This is a genomic window from Kitasatospora sp. NPDC001683 (assembly GCF_053596495.1).
Map to the genome: position 1 here is coordinate 1 of NZ_JBSFGK010000079.1, position 16,321 is coordinate 16,321.

Consider the following 16,321-nt stretch of genomic DNA (forward strand, 5'->3'; position numbering starts at 1 on the left):
CACGTGGAGTTGTGGGGCGTGCGCGGCTGGTGACGAATTCCGGGCTGGTCGGCTCCAATTGGAGCCGACCAGCCCGGATCATTGCTCGCCCCCTGAGAGATGGCGACCACAGGCACAATCCGATGCCATGCAGAGGCACAGCAAGACGACGGCCCCGGAGTCCTCTCGGACACCGCCGGGGCAGGCCCAGTGCGCATCCAACTGGCATTCGGCGCTGACGTAGCGCCCGGCTCTGCTCACGTCGAAGCGGATCACAATGCTGGTCGGCGAGTCCGACCGTCGGGCGGCAGCGGTCACGACCACACCCCCACGTCGATCATGTTGAAGTCCTCCAACTCGACCCAGACGATGACCTCGCCAGTCGCATCGGTGGAGCCCCATTCGAAGCCCGACCGGAGGATTTCGAGCAGCTCGGCCCACCGTGTGGACGAGGTGTCGGCTGGCGCGGTTGTTGAGAGCCGAACACGACCGGCCCTCCCTTTGGTGACTCGCACGGCCGCCCCAGCGGCCTGGCCAGGGGCAGCCCTGATGAGGCACGTGCGCATGCTGATCTGCACCGAAGTTTCCCTATCGGCACGGTGAAATCGTATCGATAGAGTAGCGTCACGAGCGTTACGGTGTCAGCCACAACGCACCGTTCGGAGCGAGGAGGCCGAGGCGTGAGCGACACACCCTCTTATCTGCAGGTCGCGGACGCCCTGCGCACCCAAATCGCCTCCCGGCGGCTTCAGCCAGGCGATCGAATGCCGTCCATCAGTGCACTTCAGCGCGAACACGGCGTCTCGACGGGCGTGATCCAGCGGGCCTACGCCGTGCTGATCGACGAAGGGCTCGTGCTCGCGCGCCCAGGCGCCGGTTACTACGTCAAGTCCCAGGAGCCGCCGGCCGTTTTGGTGCGGCGCCAGCGCGTGGCACCCGGCGACGGCTCCCCTACCGAGGCCGCCCTCGCCCGGCAAGGCGTGGTCGGCACTTGGCGGCACGAGTCCCAGCCTCGTGCCGCCGACACCCGGATCGCGGCCCGACTGGAGATCCAGCCCGGTGATCCGGCGATGCACACCAGCTACGTCTACCTGGCGGACGGCGAACCGGCTCAACTCGCCGAGAGCTGGGAGCCCATGACCATCACCGGCGGCAGCCTGATCGTCCTGCCGGAAGCCGGACCGCACGCCGGGATCGGCGTCGCCGACCGGATGGCTCTCATCGGCATCGAGGTCGGCATGCCGGTCGAGCGGGTCACTGCCCGCCAGGCGACTCGGTCCGAGGCCCAGGCCCTCGGCGTCGCACCAGCCGTGCCCGTCATGGCAATTGAGCGCACCTACTACGACCAGGCCACCGGCCGCCCGGTCGAGACCGCCGACATCGTGCTGCTCGGCTCGCGTTGGGTCGCCGAGTACGGTCGGCGACCGCAGAGTTGAAGCCCCGCCGCCGGATTACGCATCCGGCGGCGGGGCCCAAGCTCACTCAATTCTGGTCAGGCGTCGAGCTTCTCGGGCTCGCGCTCGGGCTGTTCCTGCTTCTTCGAGGCCATCAGGCTGGTCACCGTCGTCACGGCCAGCACCACCACGATGAAGGCCAGCGAGAACGGGATGCCGATCTCCGGGACGTGGGCGCCGGCTTCATGCGCCGCGTGGAGGACCAGCTTCACGCCGATGAAGCCGAGGATCACCGAGAGGCCGTAGCTCAGGTGGACCAGCTTCTTCAGCAGGCCGCCGATCAGGAAGTACAGCTGGCGCAGGCCCATCAGGGCGAAGGCGTTGGCGGTGAAGACGATGTACGGGTCCTGGGTGAGGCCGAAGATGGCCGGGATCGAGTCCAGGGCGAACAGCACGTCCGTGGTGCCGATCGCCAGCATGACGATCAGCATCGGGGTGATCAGGCGGCGGCCGTTCTCCGCGATGAACAGCTTGGTGCCGTGGTACTTGTCGGTCGACGGGAAGCGCCGGGTGATCGACTTGAGCAGGCGGTTCTCCTCGAACTCCTCGTCCTCCTCATCCGCCCGGGCCTCCTTGATCAGCTTCCAGGCCGTCCAGATCAGGAAGGCGCCGAAGAGGAAGAACACCCAGGAGAACTGCGCCACCAGCGCCGCGCCGCCGGCGATGAACGCCGCCCGGAGCACCAGGGCGATGATCACACCGAACATCAGCACGCGCTGCTGGTAGATCCTGGGCACCGCGAACTTGCCCATGATCAGGATGAACACGAAGAGGTTGTCGACGCTGAGCGACTTCTCGGTGATGTAGCCGGCGAAGAACTCGCCGGCCGGCTGACCGCCGGAGTGCCACCACAGGAACCCGCCGAAGAGCGCCGCGAGCACGATCCAGACGGCCGTCCAGATCCCGGCCTCCTTGACCGAGACCTCGTGCGGCTTGCGTCCCCCGATGAAGAAGTCGGCCACGATCAGTGCGATCAGCACACCGATCGTGGTGGCCCACATGGTTACGGAAACGTCCATTACTGCTCCTCCGGCAGCCAGGCGAGACGGGTCGTCACTGCCGGAGGTCTCTTCCGCCCATCGGGCCAGCGCCCCGGGATGCCGCGACGGGCACCCGTGATGACGGGGTCGGCTGTCGAGGAATACTCCCCTCCGCTGCCATGAAGAGTAACAGGGAAGGCAAGGAAGAGTAAAGAAAGTAAAGAGCCGTCAGAGGAACGGCTCGACCGCCGGCAGCAGGTCCTGGAAGGTCCGCCCCTTGGCCGGGGCGCCGATCGCCTGCATCTCCCAGCCGCCGTTGCCGTCCCGGACCACCTTCGCCATGATCTGGCCGGTGTGCGGCCCGCCGCCCGCCAGCTCGTAGCGGGCCAGCTCCATCCCGGTGGTCTCGTCCAGCAGCCGGCAGTGCGCCCGGCTCACCTCGGCGAAGGTCTGCCCGGTGTACGAGCTGACCGTGAACACCACCTGGGTGATGTGCGCCGGCACGTGCAGCAGGTCGACCAGGATCGCCTCGTCGTCCTCGGCGCCGGAGCCGCCCTCCAGGTTGTCCCCGGTGTGCCGTACCGAGCCGTCGGTGGACTCCAGGTGCTGGAAGAACACCACGTCGGTCGGGGTCTTCTCGGCGTACAGCAGCGCCGAGGCGTCCAGGTCGATCTTCCTGGTCCGGCTGCCGAACAGGCCCCGCTTCGGGGCGGCCTGCCAGCCGAGCCCCATCCGCACCACGGTCAGGGTGGCGCCCGCCCCCTTCTGGAGGCTGACCCGCTGCCCTTTGGCAAGGTTCACCGACACGACGTTGTCCTCTCTGCCGGCCGCGCGGTCACACCCGCACGGCTCCACGATGGAACACCCCGTCGCCGTCCCCCGGCTGAGGCCCCCTCTGCGTACGGCCCGCAACCCCGTCCCGAGGGCACGATGCCGCAGGCCAGCCTATGGCCTGCGGCACCTGCGGCTCCTCCGGGTTAACCGGTTTGTGGCAAGGCTGAGACACCATTGGCCTTGACCGGTGTCATTCGGGGGCCCGATCAGGCCACCCCGGCCTCGCGCATCTGCCGCAGCTCCTTCTTCAGCTCCTTCACCTCGTCGCGCAGCCGGGCCGCGACCTCGAACTGGAGATCGGCGGCGGCCGTGTGCATCCGGTCGGTCATCTCCTGGATCAGGTCCGCCAGCTCGGCGGCCGGCATCGACTTCGCGGGCTTGCGCTCCCCGCCGAGCACCGGCACCGGGGCCTTGCCGCCCTTCGTGGACCCCCGGTAGCCGGTGGAGAGCAGCTCGTCGGTGTCCACGTCCTCCCGGGCGAGGGTGTCCAGGATGTCGCCGATCTTCTTCCGCAGCGGCTGCGGGTCGATCCCGTGCTCCTTGTTGTAGGCCTGCTGCACGGCCCGGCGGCGGTTGGTCTCGTCGATCGCCTTCGCCATCGACGGGGTGATCCGGTCCGCGTACATGTGCACCTGGCCGGAGACGTTGCGGGCGGCGCGGCCGATCGTCTGGATGAGCGACGTGCCGGAGCGCAGGAAGCCCTCCTTGTCCGCGTCCAGGATCGCCACCAGCGACACTTCGGGCAGGTCCAGGCCCTCGCGCAGCAGGTTGATGCCGACCAGCACGTCGAACTTGCCCGCCCGCAGCTCGCGCAGCAGCTCCACCCGGCGCAGGGTGTCCACGTCGCTGTGCAGGTACCGGACCCGGATGTCCAGGCCGAGCATGTAGTCGGTGAGGTCCTCGGCCATCTTCTTGGTCAGCGTGGTGACCAGGACGCGCTCGTCCCGCTCCACCCGCTTGCGGACCTCGTGCACCAGGTCGTCGATCTGGCCCTCGGTCGGCTTGACGATCACCTCGGGGTCGATCAGACCGGTCGGGCGGATGATCTGCTCGACCTGGCCGTCACCGCGCGACAGCTCGTACGGGCCCGGCGTCGCCGACAGGTACACCGTCTGACCGATCCGGCCCAGGAACTCCTCCCACTTCAGCGGGCGGTTGTCCATCGCGGACGGCAGCCGGAAGCCGTGCTCGACCAGGGTGCGCTTGCGCGAGGCGTCGCCCTCGTACATCGCGCCGATCTGCGGGACGGTGACGTGCGACTCGTCGATGACCAGGAGGAAGTCCTCCGGGAAGTAGTCCAGCAGGGTGTTCGGCGGGGAGCCGGGCTCGCGGCCGTCGAAGTGCATCGAGTAGTTCTCGACGCCCGAGCAGGTGCCGATCTGGCGCAGCATCTCGATGTCGTAGGTGGTGCGCATGCGCAGCCGCTGGGCCTCCAGCAGCTTGCCCTGCTTCTCCAGCTTGGCGAGCGTCTGCTCCAGCTCCTGCTCGATGCCGGTGATCGCCCGCTCCATGCGCTCGGGGCCGGCCACGTAGTGCGAGGCGGGGAAGACGTAGATCTGCTCGTCCTGGCTGATGATCTCGCCGGTGAGCGGGTGGAGGGTGTAGAGCGACTCGATCTCGTCGCCGAACATCTCGATCCGGACGGCGAGCTCCTCGTAGACCGGGAAGATCTCGATGGTGTCGCCGCGGACCCGGAAGGTGCCCCGGGTGAAGGCCACGTCGTTGCGCGCGTACTGGATGTCGACGAAGCGGCGCAGCAGCACGTCGCGGTCGATCTCCTGGCCGACCTTGAGCGGGACCATCCGGTCCACGTACTCCTGCGGGGTGCCGAGGCCGTAGATGCAGGAGACGGAGGCGACCACGACCACGTCGCGGCGGGTGAGCAGCGAGTTGGTCGCCGAGTGGCGCAGCCGCTCGACCTCCTCGTTGATCGAGGAGTCCTTCTCGATGTAGGTGTCCGTCTGCGGGACGTACGCCTCCGGCTGGTAGTAGTCGTAGTACGAGACGAAGTACTCGACCGCGTTGTTCGGCAGCAGCTCGCGGAACTCGTTCGCCAGCTGTGCGGCCAGCGTCTTGTTCGGCGCCATCACCAGAGTGGGGCGCTGCAGCTTCTCGATCATCCAGGCCGTGGTGGCCGACTTGCCGGTACCGGTGGCACCGAGCAGCACGACGTCCTTCTCCCCTCCCTTGATCCGCCGCTCCAGCTCGGCGATCGCCGCCGGCTGGTCACCGTTCGGCTGGAAGGGGCTGACGACCTCGAAGGGCGCCACGGACCGCTCAATACTCGTGATGGGACGCACGCCTCCACCGTACGACCCACGACTGACAACCGTGGCCGCTTCCGCTCTGCCCGCAGGCGCTCGGTCAAGCGCGGCCGCAGAGGACGCAGGCGGGGTACCAGGCGAGCGGGGTGAGGATGCGGTGGTGGCGGCAGGTGGCGGCCATGACCTCGGTGGGGTCGGCGGGTGGGGCGGGGGCCGGGCGGGTGTGCTCGATCAGCAGGCGGAGGGTGCGCAGGTGGTCCTCGGCGTGCGGGGGGTCGTAGCCGAGTTCGTCCCAGCGGTGCCGGGTGAGGGCGAGGTCGACGACGGCGAGGGCGAAGGCGCGGCCGCGTTCCGGGTCGGGGCCCCAGCCCAGGTCCTCAAGCCGCAGGCCGACCATGCCGCGGCCCATCAGGTTCTGGTCCTGGCGGGCGAGCTCGGCGGCGAAGGCGTGGTCCCAGTCCTCCCGGGCGAGGGCGGTGACCGCGAGCATCAGGACCTCGACCAGCACCTCGGTGGCGCCGTTGCGCAGTTCCAGCTCGCGGCCCCCGCCCTCGAAGACGTTCACCCCAGCTTCTCGCTGTCCCGGGCGAGGGCGACCAGGCGGGATATCGCGCGCAGGTACTTCTTGCGGTAGCCGCCGCGCAGCATGTCCTCGGGGAAGACCTGGTCGAAGGGGAGGCCGGAGGCGGTGATGGGCAGCTCGCGGTCGTACATCCGGTCGGCGAGGACGACCAGGCGCAGCGCGGTGGACTGGTCGTCGACCTGGCGGACGCCGCGCAGGCAGACCGCGGTGACGTCGTCCAGCAGCGCGCCGTAGCGGCTGGGGTGGACGGCGGAGAGGTGGGCGAGCAGGGCGTCGAAGTCGTCCAGCGAGGCGCCGGGGGTGCGGGCGGCGACGGCGTCGACGGTGTCGTCGGGGTAGGGCGGCGGGGCGTCGGGCAGGCCGCGGTGGCGGTAGTCCTGGCCGTCGATCCGCATCGGGCGGAAGTGCGCGGACAGGCCCTGGATCTCGCGCAGGAAGTCGGCGGCGGCGAAGCGGCCCTCGCCGAGCTTCTCCGGCAGGGTGTTCGAGGTGGCGCACAGCTTGACGCCGTTCTCGACCAGCCGGCCGAGCAGGGTGGAGACCAGCACGGTGTCGCCCGGGTCGTCCAGCTCGAACTCGTCGATGCACAGCAGGGTGTGCCCGGAGAGGGTCTGGACGGCCTGCTGGAAGCCGAGCGCGCCGACCAGGTTGGTCAGCTCGACGAAGGTGCCGAAGGCCTTGGGGCCGGGAGCGGCGTGCCAGAGCGAGGCGAGCAGGTGGGTCTTGCCGACGCCGTAGCCGCCGTCGAGGTAGACCCCGGCGGGGCCGGTGGGCGCGGGGGCGGTGCGGCGGAACCAGCTGCGCTTGGGTGCGGAACCGTTTCCTCGCCCGAGGGTGCCGGCGAACTGCTCGAGGACCTGGACCGCCTCGTACTGGCTGGGCTGGGTCTGATCCGGGATGTACGTCCCGAAGCTCACGTCGGCGAACCGGGGCGGCGGGACCATCTCCGCGACCAGCCGCTCGGCGGGCACGACGGGGCGGCGGTCGGTGAGCGCGATCGGGTTGCCGGCCGGGCTCGCGGCGGCTATCGGATCGGTCGCGGTGGCGGGGCGGGAGGCTGCGGGCACGGTAGTAGAGGGTACGCCTGGTCCCGACCGCCCCCGAAACGCCTCCGGACCTCCTCCGGAGGGGCTCCGGTGGAACACTGAGGGCATGCAACAGTTGATCAGCCCGCTGGGTGCTCCGGTCGCCGATCCGTCCGATTTGGAATCGCTCGCCGCCGTCTACGCGTACCCCGACCAGGTGAATCGGGGGCGCCCGTGGCTGCGCGCCAACATGGTCTCCGGACTGGACGGCGGGGCGAGGCTCGACGGTCTGTCCGAGGGCCTGTCCGGCGACGCGGACAAGCGGATCTTCGGCGTGCTGCGCGCGCTGTCGGACGTGGTGCTGGTGGGCGCCGAGACGGTCCGGGCGGAGGGTTACCGGCCGGCCCGGGCCCGTCGGGAGTTCGCGGCCGCGCGGGCGGCGGCGGGGCAGTCCCCGGCCCCGGCGATCGCGATCGTGAGCCGTTCGCTGGACCTCGACCTGAGCGCGCCGCTGTTCACGGAACCGCTGGTCAGGACGGTGGTGATCACCGTCGAGGACGCCGCCGAGGAGCGCCGCCGGGAGGTCGCCGAGGTGGCCGACCTGGTGCTCGCCGGGCGCGGTTCGGTGGACCTGCGGGCGGGGGTGGCGGCACTGGTGGAGCGGGGCTGGACCCGGCTGCTGACCGAGGGCGGGCCGCGGCTGCTGGGGCAGCTGGCGGCGGCGGGCCTGCTGGACGAGCTGTGCCTGTCGCTGGCCCCGCTGGTCACGGGCGGGGACGCGCCGCGCATCCTCCGCGATGCGGAAATGCCGGACGTGCAGCGGATGCGGCTGGTCTCATTGATCGAGCAGAAAGGATTCCTCTTCACCCGCTACCTGCGTCACCTGGGTTCGGATGACCCCGTGACCCCCCGATCGTGATCCCGTTATGCGATGCCGGGGCCCGGGGGCCGGCCACTGGAAGGGACTCACGTGTTCAAGACGGTACTGATGATCGAAAAGGCTCTCTCGGACGCGGACGTGGAGCTGGTCACGACGCTCCACAGCGACGAGAAGGTGTCCTTCGTCGTCCTGATGCAGCCGCGCGGCAAGCAGGACGAACTGCTGCGGGCGCTCGACGACGTCGCCCTCGGCCACCTCGACAAGGTGGTGCACGAGCACGACGAGTCCGAGAGCGGCCCGACCGTGGCCAGCGAGTCGCTCGAGCACAGCCTGCGCCACCTGCGCGCGGCCGGCGCCGAGGCGATCGGCGAACTGGTCGAGGACAAGCCGCTGGACCGGCTGCGCGTGGCGGTCGAGGAACACCGGGCCGACGAGGTGGTGGTGCTCACCTCGCCGCACTTCGTGGAGGAGTTCTTCCACCGCGACTGGGCCTCCCAGGCCCGGCACAAGGTGGGGGTGCCGGTGCTGAGGCTGTTCGCCAGCGACTCCTAGCCCGGCGCGCCCGTGGTGCAGAATCGTCCTTGCGGTCCGTCCGCGAGGACGATTCGCGCATCGCCGGACCCATCTGCCCATAAGCCCCCGCCCGTACGGAGCCACGCCTTGAACGACGCCGCGCACGACCTGCACGCCCCGCACTTCATCGGCATCGGCGGCGCCGGGATGTCCGGCCTGGCGAAGATCCTCGCGGTGCGCGGCGCCAGCGTCTCCGGCAGCGACTCCAAGGAGTCCGAGACCGTCCTCGCGCTGCGCGCCCTCGGCGCGACGGTGCACGTCGGCCACGCCGCCGAGCACGTGCCGGACGGCACCAGCAGCATCGTGGTCTCCAGCGCGATCCGCGCCGACAACCCGGAGCTGGTCGCCGCCCGCGAGCGCGGCATCCCGGTGGTGCACCGCTCCGACGCGCTGGCCGCGCTGATGGGCGGCCGCCGGGCGCTGGCGGTGGCCGGCACCCACGGCAAGACCACCACCACCAGCATGCTCGCCGTCGCCCTCGGCGAGCTGGGCCTGGACCCGTCCTACGCGATCGGCGGCGACCTCGACGCCCCCGGCTCCAACGCCCAGCACGGCACCGGCGAGATCTTCGTCGCCGAGGCCGACGAGAGCGACCGCAGCTTCCACAAGTACGCGCCCGAGGTGGCGATCGTGCTCAACGTGGAGCTGGACCACCACGCCAACTACGCCTCGATCGACGAGATCTACGAGTCCTTCGAGACCTTCGTCGGCCGGATCACCCCCGGCGGCACCCTGGTCGTCTCCGCCGACCACGACGGCGCCCGCGAGCTGACCTCCCGGGTGGCCGGCCGCGAGGGCCTCAACGTGGTGACCGTCGGCGCCGCCGAGGACGCCGACCTGCGCGTCCTCTCGGTGGTCGCCCGCGGCATGACCAGCGAGGTCACCGTGCTGCTGGACGGCGCCGAGCTGACCTTCACCGTCTCGGTGCCCGGCCGGCACTACGCCCACAACGCGGTGGCCGCGCTGGCCGCCGGCGTCGCGCTGGGCGTCCCGGCCGCCGACCTGGCCAAGGCGCTCGGCGCCTACATCGGCGTGCGCCGCCGCCTGCAGCTCAAGGGCGAGGCGGCCGGCGTCCAGGTGATCGACTCCTACGCCCACCACCCGACCGAGATGACCGCCGACCTGGAGGCGATCCGCGAGGGCCTGGAGGGCGGGGGCCGCGTCCTGGTGGTCTTCCAGCCGCACCTGTTCAGCCGCACCCAGCAGCTCGCCGAGGAGATGGGCCGGGCCCTGGCGCTGGCCGACGCCTCGGTGGTGCTGGACATCTACCCGGCCCGCGAGGACCCGATCCCGGGCGTGACCAGCGAACTGATCATCGACGCCGCCCGCCGGGCCGGCGCCGACGTCACCGCCGAGCACGACTTCGCCGCCGCCCCCGCCCTGCTGGCCGGCCTGGCCCGCCCGGGCGACCTGCTGCTCACCATGGGCGCGGGGGACGTCACCAACCTGGGCCCCGAAATTCTCAAGCACCTCTCGAACGTTGCTTCCAAGGTCTGACGTACGCCGAGCGGGAGTCGTGATGAGCTACGAGATCCAGAAGACCGAGGCCGAGTGGCGCGCCCAGCTCAGCCCCGAGGAGTACCACGTGCTCCGCGAGGCGGGCACCGAGCGCCCGTTCGTCGGCGAGTACACCGACACCAAGACCGTCGGCGTCTACAGCTGCCGGGCCTGTGGGGCGGAGCTGTTCAGCTCCGAGACCAAGTTCGACAGCCACTGCGGCTGGCCCTCCTACTACGCGCCGCTGGCCGAGGACCGGGTCCAGTACATCGAGGACGACTCGCTCGGCATGCGCCGGGTCGAGGTGCGCTGCGCCCGTTGCGGCGGGCACCTGGGGCACGTCTTCGAGGGCGAGGGCTACGGCACGCCGACCGACCAGCGCTACTGCATCAACAGCATCTCGCTGACGCTGCGGCCGACCGAGTAGGACCGGCGGATCACAGACGGGCCCGGACGGTGACCGTCCGGGCCCTCCGTACTATCCGGTCACCGGCGCGAAGCGGACCGGGAGGTGCACCAGGGCACGGTGGAACGGGCCCGGACGCCAGAGCAACTCCCCCGCCGGGGTAGTGAGTTCGAGGTCGCTGAGCCGACTGGTCAGCTGCTCGATGGCGGTGATCGCGATCAGCAGGGCCGGGTCGCGGGCCGGGCAGGCGTGCGGGCCGGCCGCCCAGGCCAGGTGGGCACTCTCGCCGCTGCGCAGCTCGCCGCCGTCGGTGGGCGGCGCCGCCTGGGAGTTGGCGGCCGCGTAGGAGACCAGCACCAGCGAACCGGCCTTGATCTCCCGGCCGTGGAAGGTGATGTCGTAGCGCGGGTAGTGGGCGGAGAGGTTGGCCATCGGCGGCTCGTGCCACAGCACTTCGTCGATCGCCTGGTGGGCGGTCATCGCGCCGCCGAACAGCGAGCCGGCGTAACGGACGTCGGTGAGCAGGCGCAGCAGGGCGTTGCCGATCAGGTTGGTGGTCGGCTCGTGCCCGGCGATCAGGGTCAGGGAGATCTGCCGGATCACCTCGTCGTCGTCCAGTTCGACCGGGTGGGTGACGAACCAGGAGGCGAGGTCGTGCCGGGGGCGCTCGCGCCGCTCGGCGACCATGGCGGTGATCACCCCGAGGAGGTCCCGGTAGGCGGCGGCGGCCCGCTCGGTGGACTCGATCAGCCCGGTGATCGCCGACACCACCCGGGCGTGCTGCTCCTCGGGCACGCCGAACCAGGTGGTGAGCACGAAGGCGGGCAGCTGGCGGGCGTACTCGGCGATCAGGTCGGCGTGGCCGACCGCGGCGAAGCGGTCGATCAGCTGGTGGGCGGCCTCGGCGACCTGGCGCTGCAGTCGGTGGGGTTCGAACAGGGCGAGGCCGTCGGTGATCACCGCGCGGTAGCGGGCGTGCGTCGGGCCGTCGCTGAACAGCGCGGTGGGGCGGTAGCCCAGCACCGGCAGCAGCGGGTTGTCCGGCGGGACGGTCGCCTGCCAGGCCCGGGAGTCCTTGGAGAAGGTGTCGGTGTCGCGCAACAGGTCCAGGGCGGCCTGGTAGTCGGTGACCAGCAGGGCCTCGACGCCGGGGGCGATCTCCACCGGGGCGACCGCGCCGTGGCGACGCAGCCGCTCGTACACCAGTTGCGGGTCGGCGGCGAAGACCGGGCCGTAGATCGGGGTCGGTCGGGTCTCGACGGTCACGGGCGGTCCTGGGGGTCGGTGGAGGCGGCGGGCAGGGTGTCGAGGACGTGCTCGGCCAGGGCTATCAGCGCGTCGAGGCTGCTCCCGCGCTCGCGCGCGTCGCACAGCAGCAGCGGGGTCGCGGCGTGCAGGTCCAGGTGGGCGCGCAGCACCTCGGGCGGGTGGTCCGGGGAGTCCGGGAAGCGGTTGACGGCGACGGCGTACGGCAGGCCCTGCTCCTCGACCATGTCCATGATCTCGAAGGAGTCGGCCAGCCGGCGGGTGTCGGCGAGCACCAGGGCGCCCAGGGCGCCGCGGGCGATGTCCTGCCAGAGCGGGAAGAAGCGGCGCTGGCCGGGGGTGCCGAACATGTAGAGCACCGTGTTGCCGGGCAGGGTGAGCCGGCCGAAGTCCACCGCGACGGTGGTGGTGGACTTCTCGGGCAGTCCGGCCAGGTCGTCCACCGGCCGTCCGGCCTCGGTCATCGCCTCCTCGGTGTGCAGGGTGGCGATCTCGGACAGGGTGCGGATGAGGGTGGTCTTGCCGACCCCGAAGGGGCCGGCGACCACCAGCTTCATCAGCGTCTGGTCCCGGTCGGGCAGGTAGCCGACCCGGCTCGGCCGGTCATGCGGGCTACCGGAGGGCACGGAGTCCAACGAGGAGCCTCTCGACGATGGAGCGGTCGGTCTGCTGGGCGCGCGGGATCGGCGCGCGGGCGTGCAGGCAGCCCGCCTCGACCAGGTCGGCCGCGAGGAAGACGGTGGCGCTGACCGGCAGGCGCAGGTGCGCGGCGGCCTCCACCACGGTCAACGCGCCGGGGCGCAGCAGTTCCCAGAGCCGACGGTGTTCGGGTTCGAGTTCGGTCGGCGGTTCGGCGCGGTCGGCCCGGTCCGCGAACAGGACGGTCAGCCGCTCGAAGCCTTCGGTGCCGGGGCGGCTGCGGCCGCCGGTGGCCAGGTAGGCGGGCACCATCCGCCTGCGGGGGACGGCGGTCATGATCCGGGGGTGGGGCCCGGCAACCCGACGCCCGGCGCTCCGACGCCCGCTGCCACGATGTCCGCTGCCCCGGCGTCCGCTGCCCCGGCGTCCTGGCGCCGGGCGGGGCTGGCGAGCACGCGGCCCAGGGCGGCGACCTGGAGCTGCATCTGGTAGGCCACGTTGCCGAGTTGGGCGTCCGGGGCGGTGAACACGGCGAGCGAGGTGTTCTCCCCGGCGGGGACGACGATGGCGTAGCCGAGGTCGGACTCCACCACGGTCTGGGCCAGCCGGGGCCGCTCGGTGTCGGTGAACGCGCTGGTGAAGGCGCGGGCGGCGGCGTGCACGGTGGCGGTCATCGCGGCGACCCGCTCGGCGGAGGCCCGGCCGAGGCCGTCGGAGGCGCCCTCGACGAGGCCGTCACCGGTGGCGACCACCGCGTGCAGCACCCCCGGCAGCTCCAGCAGCGGGTTCAGCACCCAGGAGATCTCGTCGGTGGCGGTCGGGCTGGGCGAGCTGCTCACTGCTCGGCTCCTTCTAAGGTCGTCCCAGTGGTGTGGCCACCGGTTCCGCGGCCGGCGGTGGTGCCACCGGTGCTGCTGGTCTCGCCGGACTCGCCGGCCTCGCTCGACGCACGGGTCCCATCGCTCGTACCGGTCGCAGCGCTCGTACGGGTACCAGTACTCATGCTGGTCGCAGTGCTCGTACGGGTCTCGCGGGCCCCGGTGCCGCCTCCGGCTGTCCGCGCCGCGGCGGCCCGGCCGGAGTCGGTGCCCCGCTGCAGCGCCTGCCAGTGGGCGGCGGCCTGCTCGGGGCTGCGGACGTACGGCGCGGGCTGCTCCCCCGGGGCGCTCGCCGTTCCCGGCGCCGCCGTCCCGAGGCCGGCCCCCGGTTCCTCCGCGGTGAGCGGACGGCGGCGGCGCCGGCTGGGCAGCCCGCTGCCGTCCCCGCCCGGCGCGGCGCCCTGGTCCGGGTCGGGCACCACGTGGATGGCCGGCGCCGGGAGCGGGCCGGGCTGGTGGTGGCGGTCGGCGAGCACCGGCCCGTCCTGTTCGTCGGCGTCGCGCATCGGCGGGACGGCCGCGACGGCGGGCGCGGGCGCCGGGCCGGTGCCGGCCCGCAGCGGCAGCGGGGTGAGCACCGACAGCGGCTGCTCGTCGTCCACCACCGTCACCAGCGCGGCCGGGATGCGCAGGATGGTCCGCATGCCGCCGTACGGCGAGGGCTCGATGTGGCAGGCGAAACCGTACTGGCGGGCCAGCTTGCCGATCACCGCGAAGCCGGTCTTGGGCGGGTTGCCGAGCTCGGTGAGCAGCACGTCCGACGGGCCGGCCAGCAGCCGGCGGGCCCGGCGCAGCTGATCCTCGTCCATGCCGATGCCGCTGTCGTCGACGATCACCAGCGCGCCGCGGCCGCCCTGCTGGACGGTGACCGGGACGTCGGTCTCCGGGTGGGAGTAGGCGGTGGCGTTGGCGAGCATCTCGGCGATGGTGATGGCGATCGGCTCGGCGGCCCGGGCGGCCACGGCCAGTCGCTGCTCGCGCAGGTGGTTGGCGACCTTGATCCGGGCGTAGCCGGGCACCCGGGAGAGCGCGCCGACGACCACCTCGGCGAGCGGGGAGTCGGTCCGGGCCAGGCCCGGCCAGGCCTCGCACAGCACGGCGACGGTCTGGATCCGGCGCAGCGCGACCTCGTTGCGGAAGTCGACCTCCAGCAGCCGGGGGTCGTCGTTCTCGTGCTGGAGCTGCTGCACCAGGCTCTGGATCTGGTACAGCAGGGTCTGGATCCGGGAGGTGGCGCCGCGCATGGCGGCCCGGGCGGCGGCGTCGACCCGCTCGCGTTCGTCGTCGAGGGCCGCGGTGGCGGCGTCCAGGACGGACTGCAGCGCGTGCACGGCCTCGGGGCCCACGGCCTGCGCGTCCAGTGGGCCGACCGGCGGGGCGTTGGTGTGGGTCAGCCGGACGGCGGTGGCGGCGACCCGCTCCTGAGCGAGGTGGCCGATCTCGGCGAACAGCGCGGCGGCGTGCCGCTCGGCGGCGGCGAGCCGGTCCTCGGCCTCCGCGGCGCGGGCGGTCGCTTCGTCGGCGCGGGCGGCCGCTTCCTCGGCGAGGAGGCGCGCGGCGTTGCCCTGTTGCTCGGCGGCCCGGGAGCGCTCCTCGGCGGCCCGGGAACGCTCCTCGGCGCGGCGGGTCTGCTCGGCCGAGTGCTGCGCGGCCTGCTGGGCCTCGCTCAACTCCCGTTCGGCGTGGGTGAGTCGTCCCTCGGCCAGGCGCAGCTGCTGCTCGCCGCGGCTGCGGGCGGTCTCGGCGTCCGCAGCTGCGGCGAGGGCCCGGGCCCGGCCTCGGGAGAGCAGGATCGTGGCCGTGACGGCCACCACCGCCAGGGCGACCAGCGCGATCAGCGCGATCTGCGTCATCGAAGTCCTCGGGTGTCCTCGCTGGTTGGGCCGGGCCGTCGCCCGGGTTTCCGGACCGGTCGGAATCCGGCGGTCGGTTCCGGCCGGAATCCGGCGGTCAGTTCCGGGCGGAGCGCGGGTGCGGGATGCCGGCGGTGCCCTCGGCCAGTTCGCGGGCCACCAGGGCGACCTGGCCCATGGCGTCCAGGATGCCGGGCTGCTCGGTGCCGTCCAGGTGCCGGTACTCGGCCGCGACGGTGAGCACCAGCCGCTCGGGCAGGCCGAGTTCGGGGTGGCGCTGCTCGGCGATCACCCGCCGGGCGGCGTCCAGCGCGGGTATCCCGGCGGCGTGCAGGGCGTGGGCGCGCTCGCGGACGTACGCCAGGTAGTCGATGTGCCCGTGGACGCCGTCGCGGTCGAGCACCGGGCCGTGGCCGGGGACGAAGATCTCCGCGCCGGTGGCCAGTGCCTGTTCGCAGGCGCCGATGATGTTCTCCAGCGGGCCGGCCCAGTGCGAGGGGTGGTCGCCGGGCTGCTCGGGGGTCGAGGAGAAGATCACGTCACCGGTGAACACCGCGCGCTGGTGCGGGAGGTGGACCATGAGGTCGCCACCCGTGTGGGCGGCGGGCAGGCTGGTGATCTGCACCGGGTGGCGGCCGACCTTCAGCTCCAGTTCGCCGGTGAACACGGTGTCCGGGTGCACCGGCTCGGTGGTGGACCAGTCGAAGCGGCCGAAGTGCTCGCGGAGGTAGCCGCCGAGCGGGGAGTCCGGGTCGCTGTTGGCGAGCAGCGCGTGCTGCTGCTGGGGAGTGGGCTCCCAGTGGATGTGTTCCAGCGCCTCGCGGGTGGCGATCACCTCGGCGTCGGGGAGCACCCCGGCGCCCCACAGGTGGTCGCCGTTGGCGTGGGTGACGACCACCCGGTCGATGTCGACCCCGGTCGGCAGCAGGCGCCGGCTGGCGGCCAGGAACTCCCCGGCCAGTGAGGGGTCGTACGGGGTGTCGATCCAGAGCGCGGTGGTCTCGGAGGTCAGCAGTCCGCAGTTGGCCAGGCCCCAGCCCCGCTTCGGGGGGAGCCACACGTACAGGTCCTCGGCAATCGCGCTCACGTTCGCACGGTTGATCGTCATGCGCGCGATTATGCCCATGTCGTGTCAAGGATGGGGCAAAACCCGTTCGGATGACTGGAGTTCATGCCCCGGTCTCTCCCGCCCTGTCCGGTTTCGTTCTGC

At 71.8% G+C, this 16,321-nt stretch carries 16 protein-coding genes and 1 pseudogene; 5 read left to right on the forward strand and 12 right to left on the reverse strand.

The window, feature by feature from the left end; all coding sequences use genetic code 11:
* Positions 1–293: 293 nt before the first annotated feature.
* On the reverse strand, positions 294–557 hold the full coding sequence (locus tag ACWCYO_RS31290; RefSeq protein ID WP_449786100.1) for a hypothetical protein: 264 nt from the start codon (positions 555–557) through the stop codon (positions 294–296).
* 102 nt (positions 558–659) lie between these two features.
* Between ACWCYO_RS31290 and ACWCYO_RS31295 the strand changes: the two genes are divergently transcribed.
* On the forward strand, positions 660–1,415 hold the full coding sequence (locus ACWCYO_RS31295; protein WP_449786101.1) for a GntR family transcriptional regulator: 756 nt from the start codon (positions 660–662) through the stop codon (positions 1,413–1,415).
* Between the two features lie 56 nt (positions 1,416–1,471).
* On the opposite strand, the gene ACWCYO_RS31300 is transcribed toward ACWCYO_RS31295, so the two are convergent.
* The 5 genes from ACWCYO_RS31300 to zapE all read right to left on the reverse strand — a co-directional run bounded on the left by ACWCYO_RS31300 (position 1,472) and on the right by zapE (position 7,161).
* The gene (locus ACWCYO_RS31300) at positions 1,472–2,452 is read right to left on the reverse strand and encodes a TerC family protein (protein WP_449786102.1); all 981 of its coding nucleotides are present in this window, start codon (positions 2,450–2,452) and stop codon (positions 1,472–1,474) included.
* A 189-nt stretch (positions 2,453–2,641) separates the two neighbouring features.
* Complete coding sequence (locus ACWCYO_RS31305; RefSeq protein ID WP_270143338.1) at positions 2,642–3,220, reverse strand: TerD family protein; 579 nt, start codon at positions 3,218–3,220, stop codon at positions 2,642–2,644.
* Positions 3,221–3,453: 233 nt separating this feature from the next.
* Positions 3,454–5,547, reverse strand: a complete 2,094-nt coding sequence (gene uvrB, locus ACWCYO_RS31310; RefSeq protein WP_270143340.1) for an excinuclease ABC subunit UvrB — start codon at positions 5,545–5,547, stop codon at positions 3,454–3,456.
* Between the two features lie 64 nt (positions 5,548–5,611).
* A complete protein-coding gene (locus ACWCYO_RS31315; protein WP_270143342.1) occupies positions 5,612–6,076 on the reverse strand; it encodes a hypothetical protein in 465 nt (154 codons plus the stop codon).
* Complete coding sequence (gene zapE, locus ACWCYO_RS31320; RefSeq protein ID WP_405000630.1) at positions 6,073–7,161, reverse strand: cell division protein ZapE; 1,089 nt, start codon at positions 7,159–7,161, stop codon at positions 6,073–6,075. Before zapE ends, ACWCYO_RS31315 begins: the two co-directional genes overlap by 4 nt.
* An 85-nt stretch (positions 7,162–7,246) precedes the next feature.
* Here zapE and ACWCYO_RS31325 point away from each other — a divergent pair, with 85 nt between their 5' ends.
* The 4 genes from ACWCYO_RS31325 (at position 7,247) to msrB (ending at position 10,496) form a co-directional block, all read left to right on the forward strand.
* Positions 7,247–8,038 (forward strand): pyrimidine reductase family protein, encoded by a 792-nt coding sequence (locus ACWCYO_RS31325; protein WP_270143344.1) that lies wholly within the window; start codon positions 7,247–7,249, stop codon positions 8,036–8,038.
* Positions 8,039–8,089: 51 nt separating this feature from the next.
* A complete protein-coding gene (locus ACWCYO_RS31330; protein ID WP_270143345.1) occupies positions 8,090–8,551 on the forward strand; it encodes an indole-3-glycerol phosphate synthase in 462 nt (153 codons plus the stop codon).
* A gap of 108 nt (positions 8,552–8,659) precedes the next feature.
* Positions 8,660–10,069 carry a UDP-N-acetylmuramate--L-alanine ligase gene (gene murC, locus ACWCYO_RS31335; RefSeq protein ID WP_449786103.1) on the forward strand — a complete coding sequence of 470 codons (1,410 nt, stop codon included), beginning with the start codon at positions 8,660–8,662 and terminating at the stop codon, positions 10,067–10,069.
* Between the two features lie 22 nt (positions 10,070–10,091).
* Positions 10,092–10,496 (forward strand): peptide-methionine (R)-S-oxide reductase MsrB, encoded by a 405-nt coding sequence (gene msrB / locus ACWCYO_RS31340; protein WP_270143347.1) that lies wholly within the window; start codon positions 10,092–10,094, stop codon positions 10,494–10,496.
* 51 nt (positions 10,497–10,547) lie between these two features.
* Here the strand turns inward: msrB and ACWCYO_RS31345 are convergent, their stop codons facing one another.
* The 6 genes and pseudogenes from ACWCYO_RS31345 to ACWCYO_RS31370 form a co-directional block, all read right to left on the reverse strand.
* Complete coding sequence (locus ACWCYO_RS31345; RefSeq protein ID WP_449786104.1) at positions 10,548–11,741, reverse strand: cytochrome P450; 1,194 nt, start codon at positions 11,739–11,741, stop codon at positions 10,548–10,550.
* The gene (locus tag ACWCYO_RS31350; RefSeq protein WP_270143351.1) at positions 11,738–12,376 is read right to left on the reverse strand and encodes a GTP-binding protein; all 639 of its coding nucleotides are present in this window, start codon (positions 12,374–12,376) and stop codon (positions 11,738–11,740) included. Before ACWCYO_RS31350 ends, ACWCYO_RS31345 begins: the two co-directional genes overlap by 4 nt.
* Positions 12,354–12,716: a DUF742 domain-containing protein gene (locus ACWCYO_RS31355; protein WP_030288251.1), complete on the reverse strand. Its 363-nt coding sequence runs from the start codon at positions 12,714–12,716 to the stop codon at positions 12,354–12,356. Before ACWCYO_RS31355 ends, ACWCYO_RS31350 begins: the two co-directional genes overlap by 23 nt.
* Before the next feature lie 80 nt (positions 12,717–12,796).
* Positions 12,797–13,219: pseudogene (locus ACWCYO_RS31360) on the reverse strand (roadblock/LC7 domain-containing protein); the annotation flags it as partial.
* Positions 13,216–15,111, reverse strand: a complete 1,896-nt coding sequence (locus ACWCYO_RS31365) for an ATP-binding protein (RefSeq protein WP_449786105.1) — start codon at positions 15,109–15,111, stop codon at positions 13,216–13,218. The gene ACWCYO_RS31365 and the pseudogene ACWCYO_RS31360, both read right to left, overlap by 4 nt.
* A 97-nt stretch (positions 15,112–15,208) precedes the next feature.
* Positions 15,209–16,219 (reverse strand): MBL fold metallo-hydrolase, encoded by a 1,011-nt coding sequence (locus ACWCYO_RS31370; protein ID WP_270143359.1) that lies wholly within the window; start codon positions 16,217–16,219, stop codon positions 15,209–15,211.
* Between the last annotated feature and the right edge of the window lie 102 nt (positions 16,220–16,321).

Bases quoted from the DNA above. Each gene is read 5' to 3' on its own strand.
- ACWCYO_RS31300 (WP_449786102.1), bottom strand. From the start codon at position 2,452: ATGGACGTTTCCGTAACCATGTGGGCCACCACGATCGGTGTGCTGATC.
- ACWCYO_RS31325 (WP_270143344.1), top strand. From the start codon at position 7,247: ATGCAACAGTTGATCAGCCCGCTGGGTGCTCCGGTCGCCGATCCGTCC.
- msrB (WP_270143347.1), top strand. From the start codon at position 10,092: ATGAGCTACGAGATCCAGAAGACCGAGGCCGAGTGGCGCGCCCAGCTC.
- ACWCYO_RS31355 (WP_030288251.1), bottom strand. From the start codon at position 12,716: ATGACCGCCGTCCCCCGCAGGCGGATGGTGCCCGCCTACCTGGCCACC.
- ACWCYO_RS31365 (WP_449786105.1), bottom strand. From the start codon at position 15,111: ATGACGCAGATCGCGCTGATCGCGCTGGTCGCCCTGGCGGTGGTGGCC.
- ACWCYO_RS31370 (WP_270143359.1), bottom strand. From the start codon at position 16,219: ATGACGATCAACCGTGCGAACGTGAGCGCGATTGCCGAGGACCTGTAC.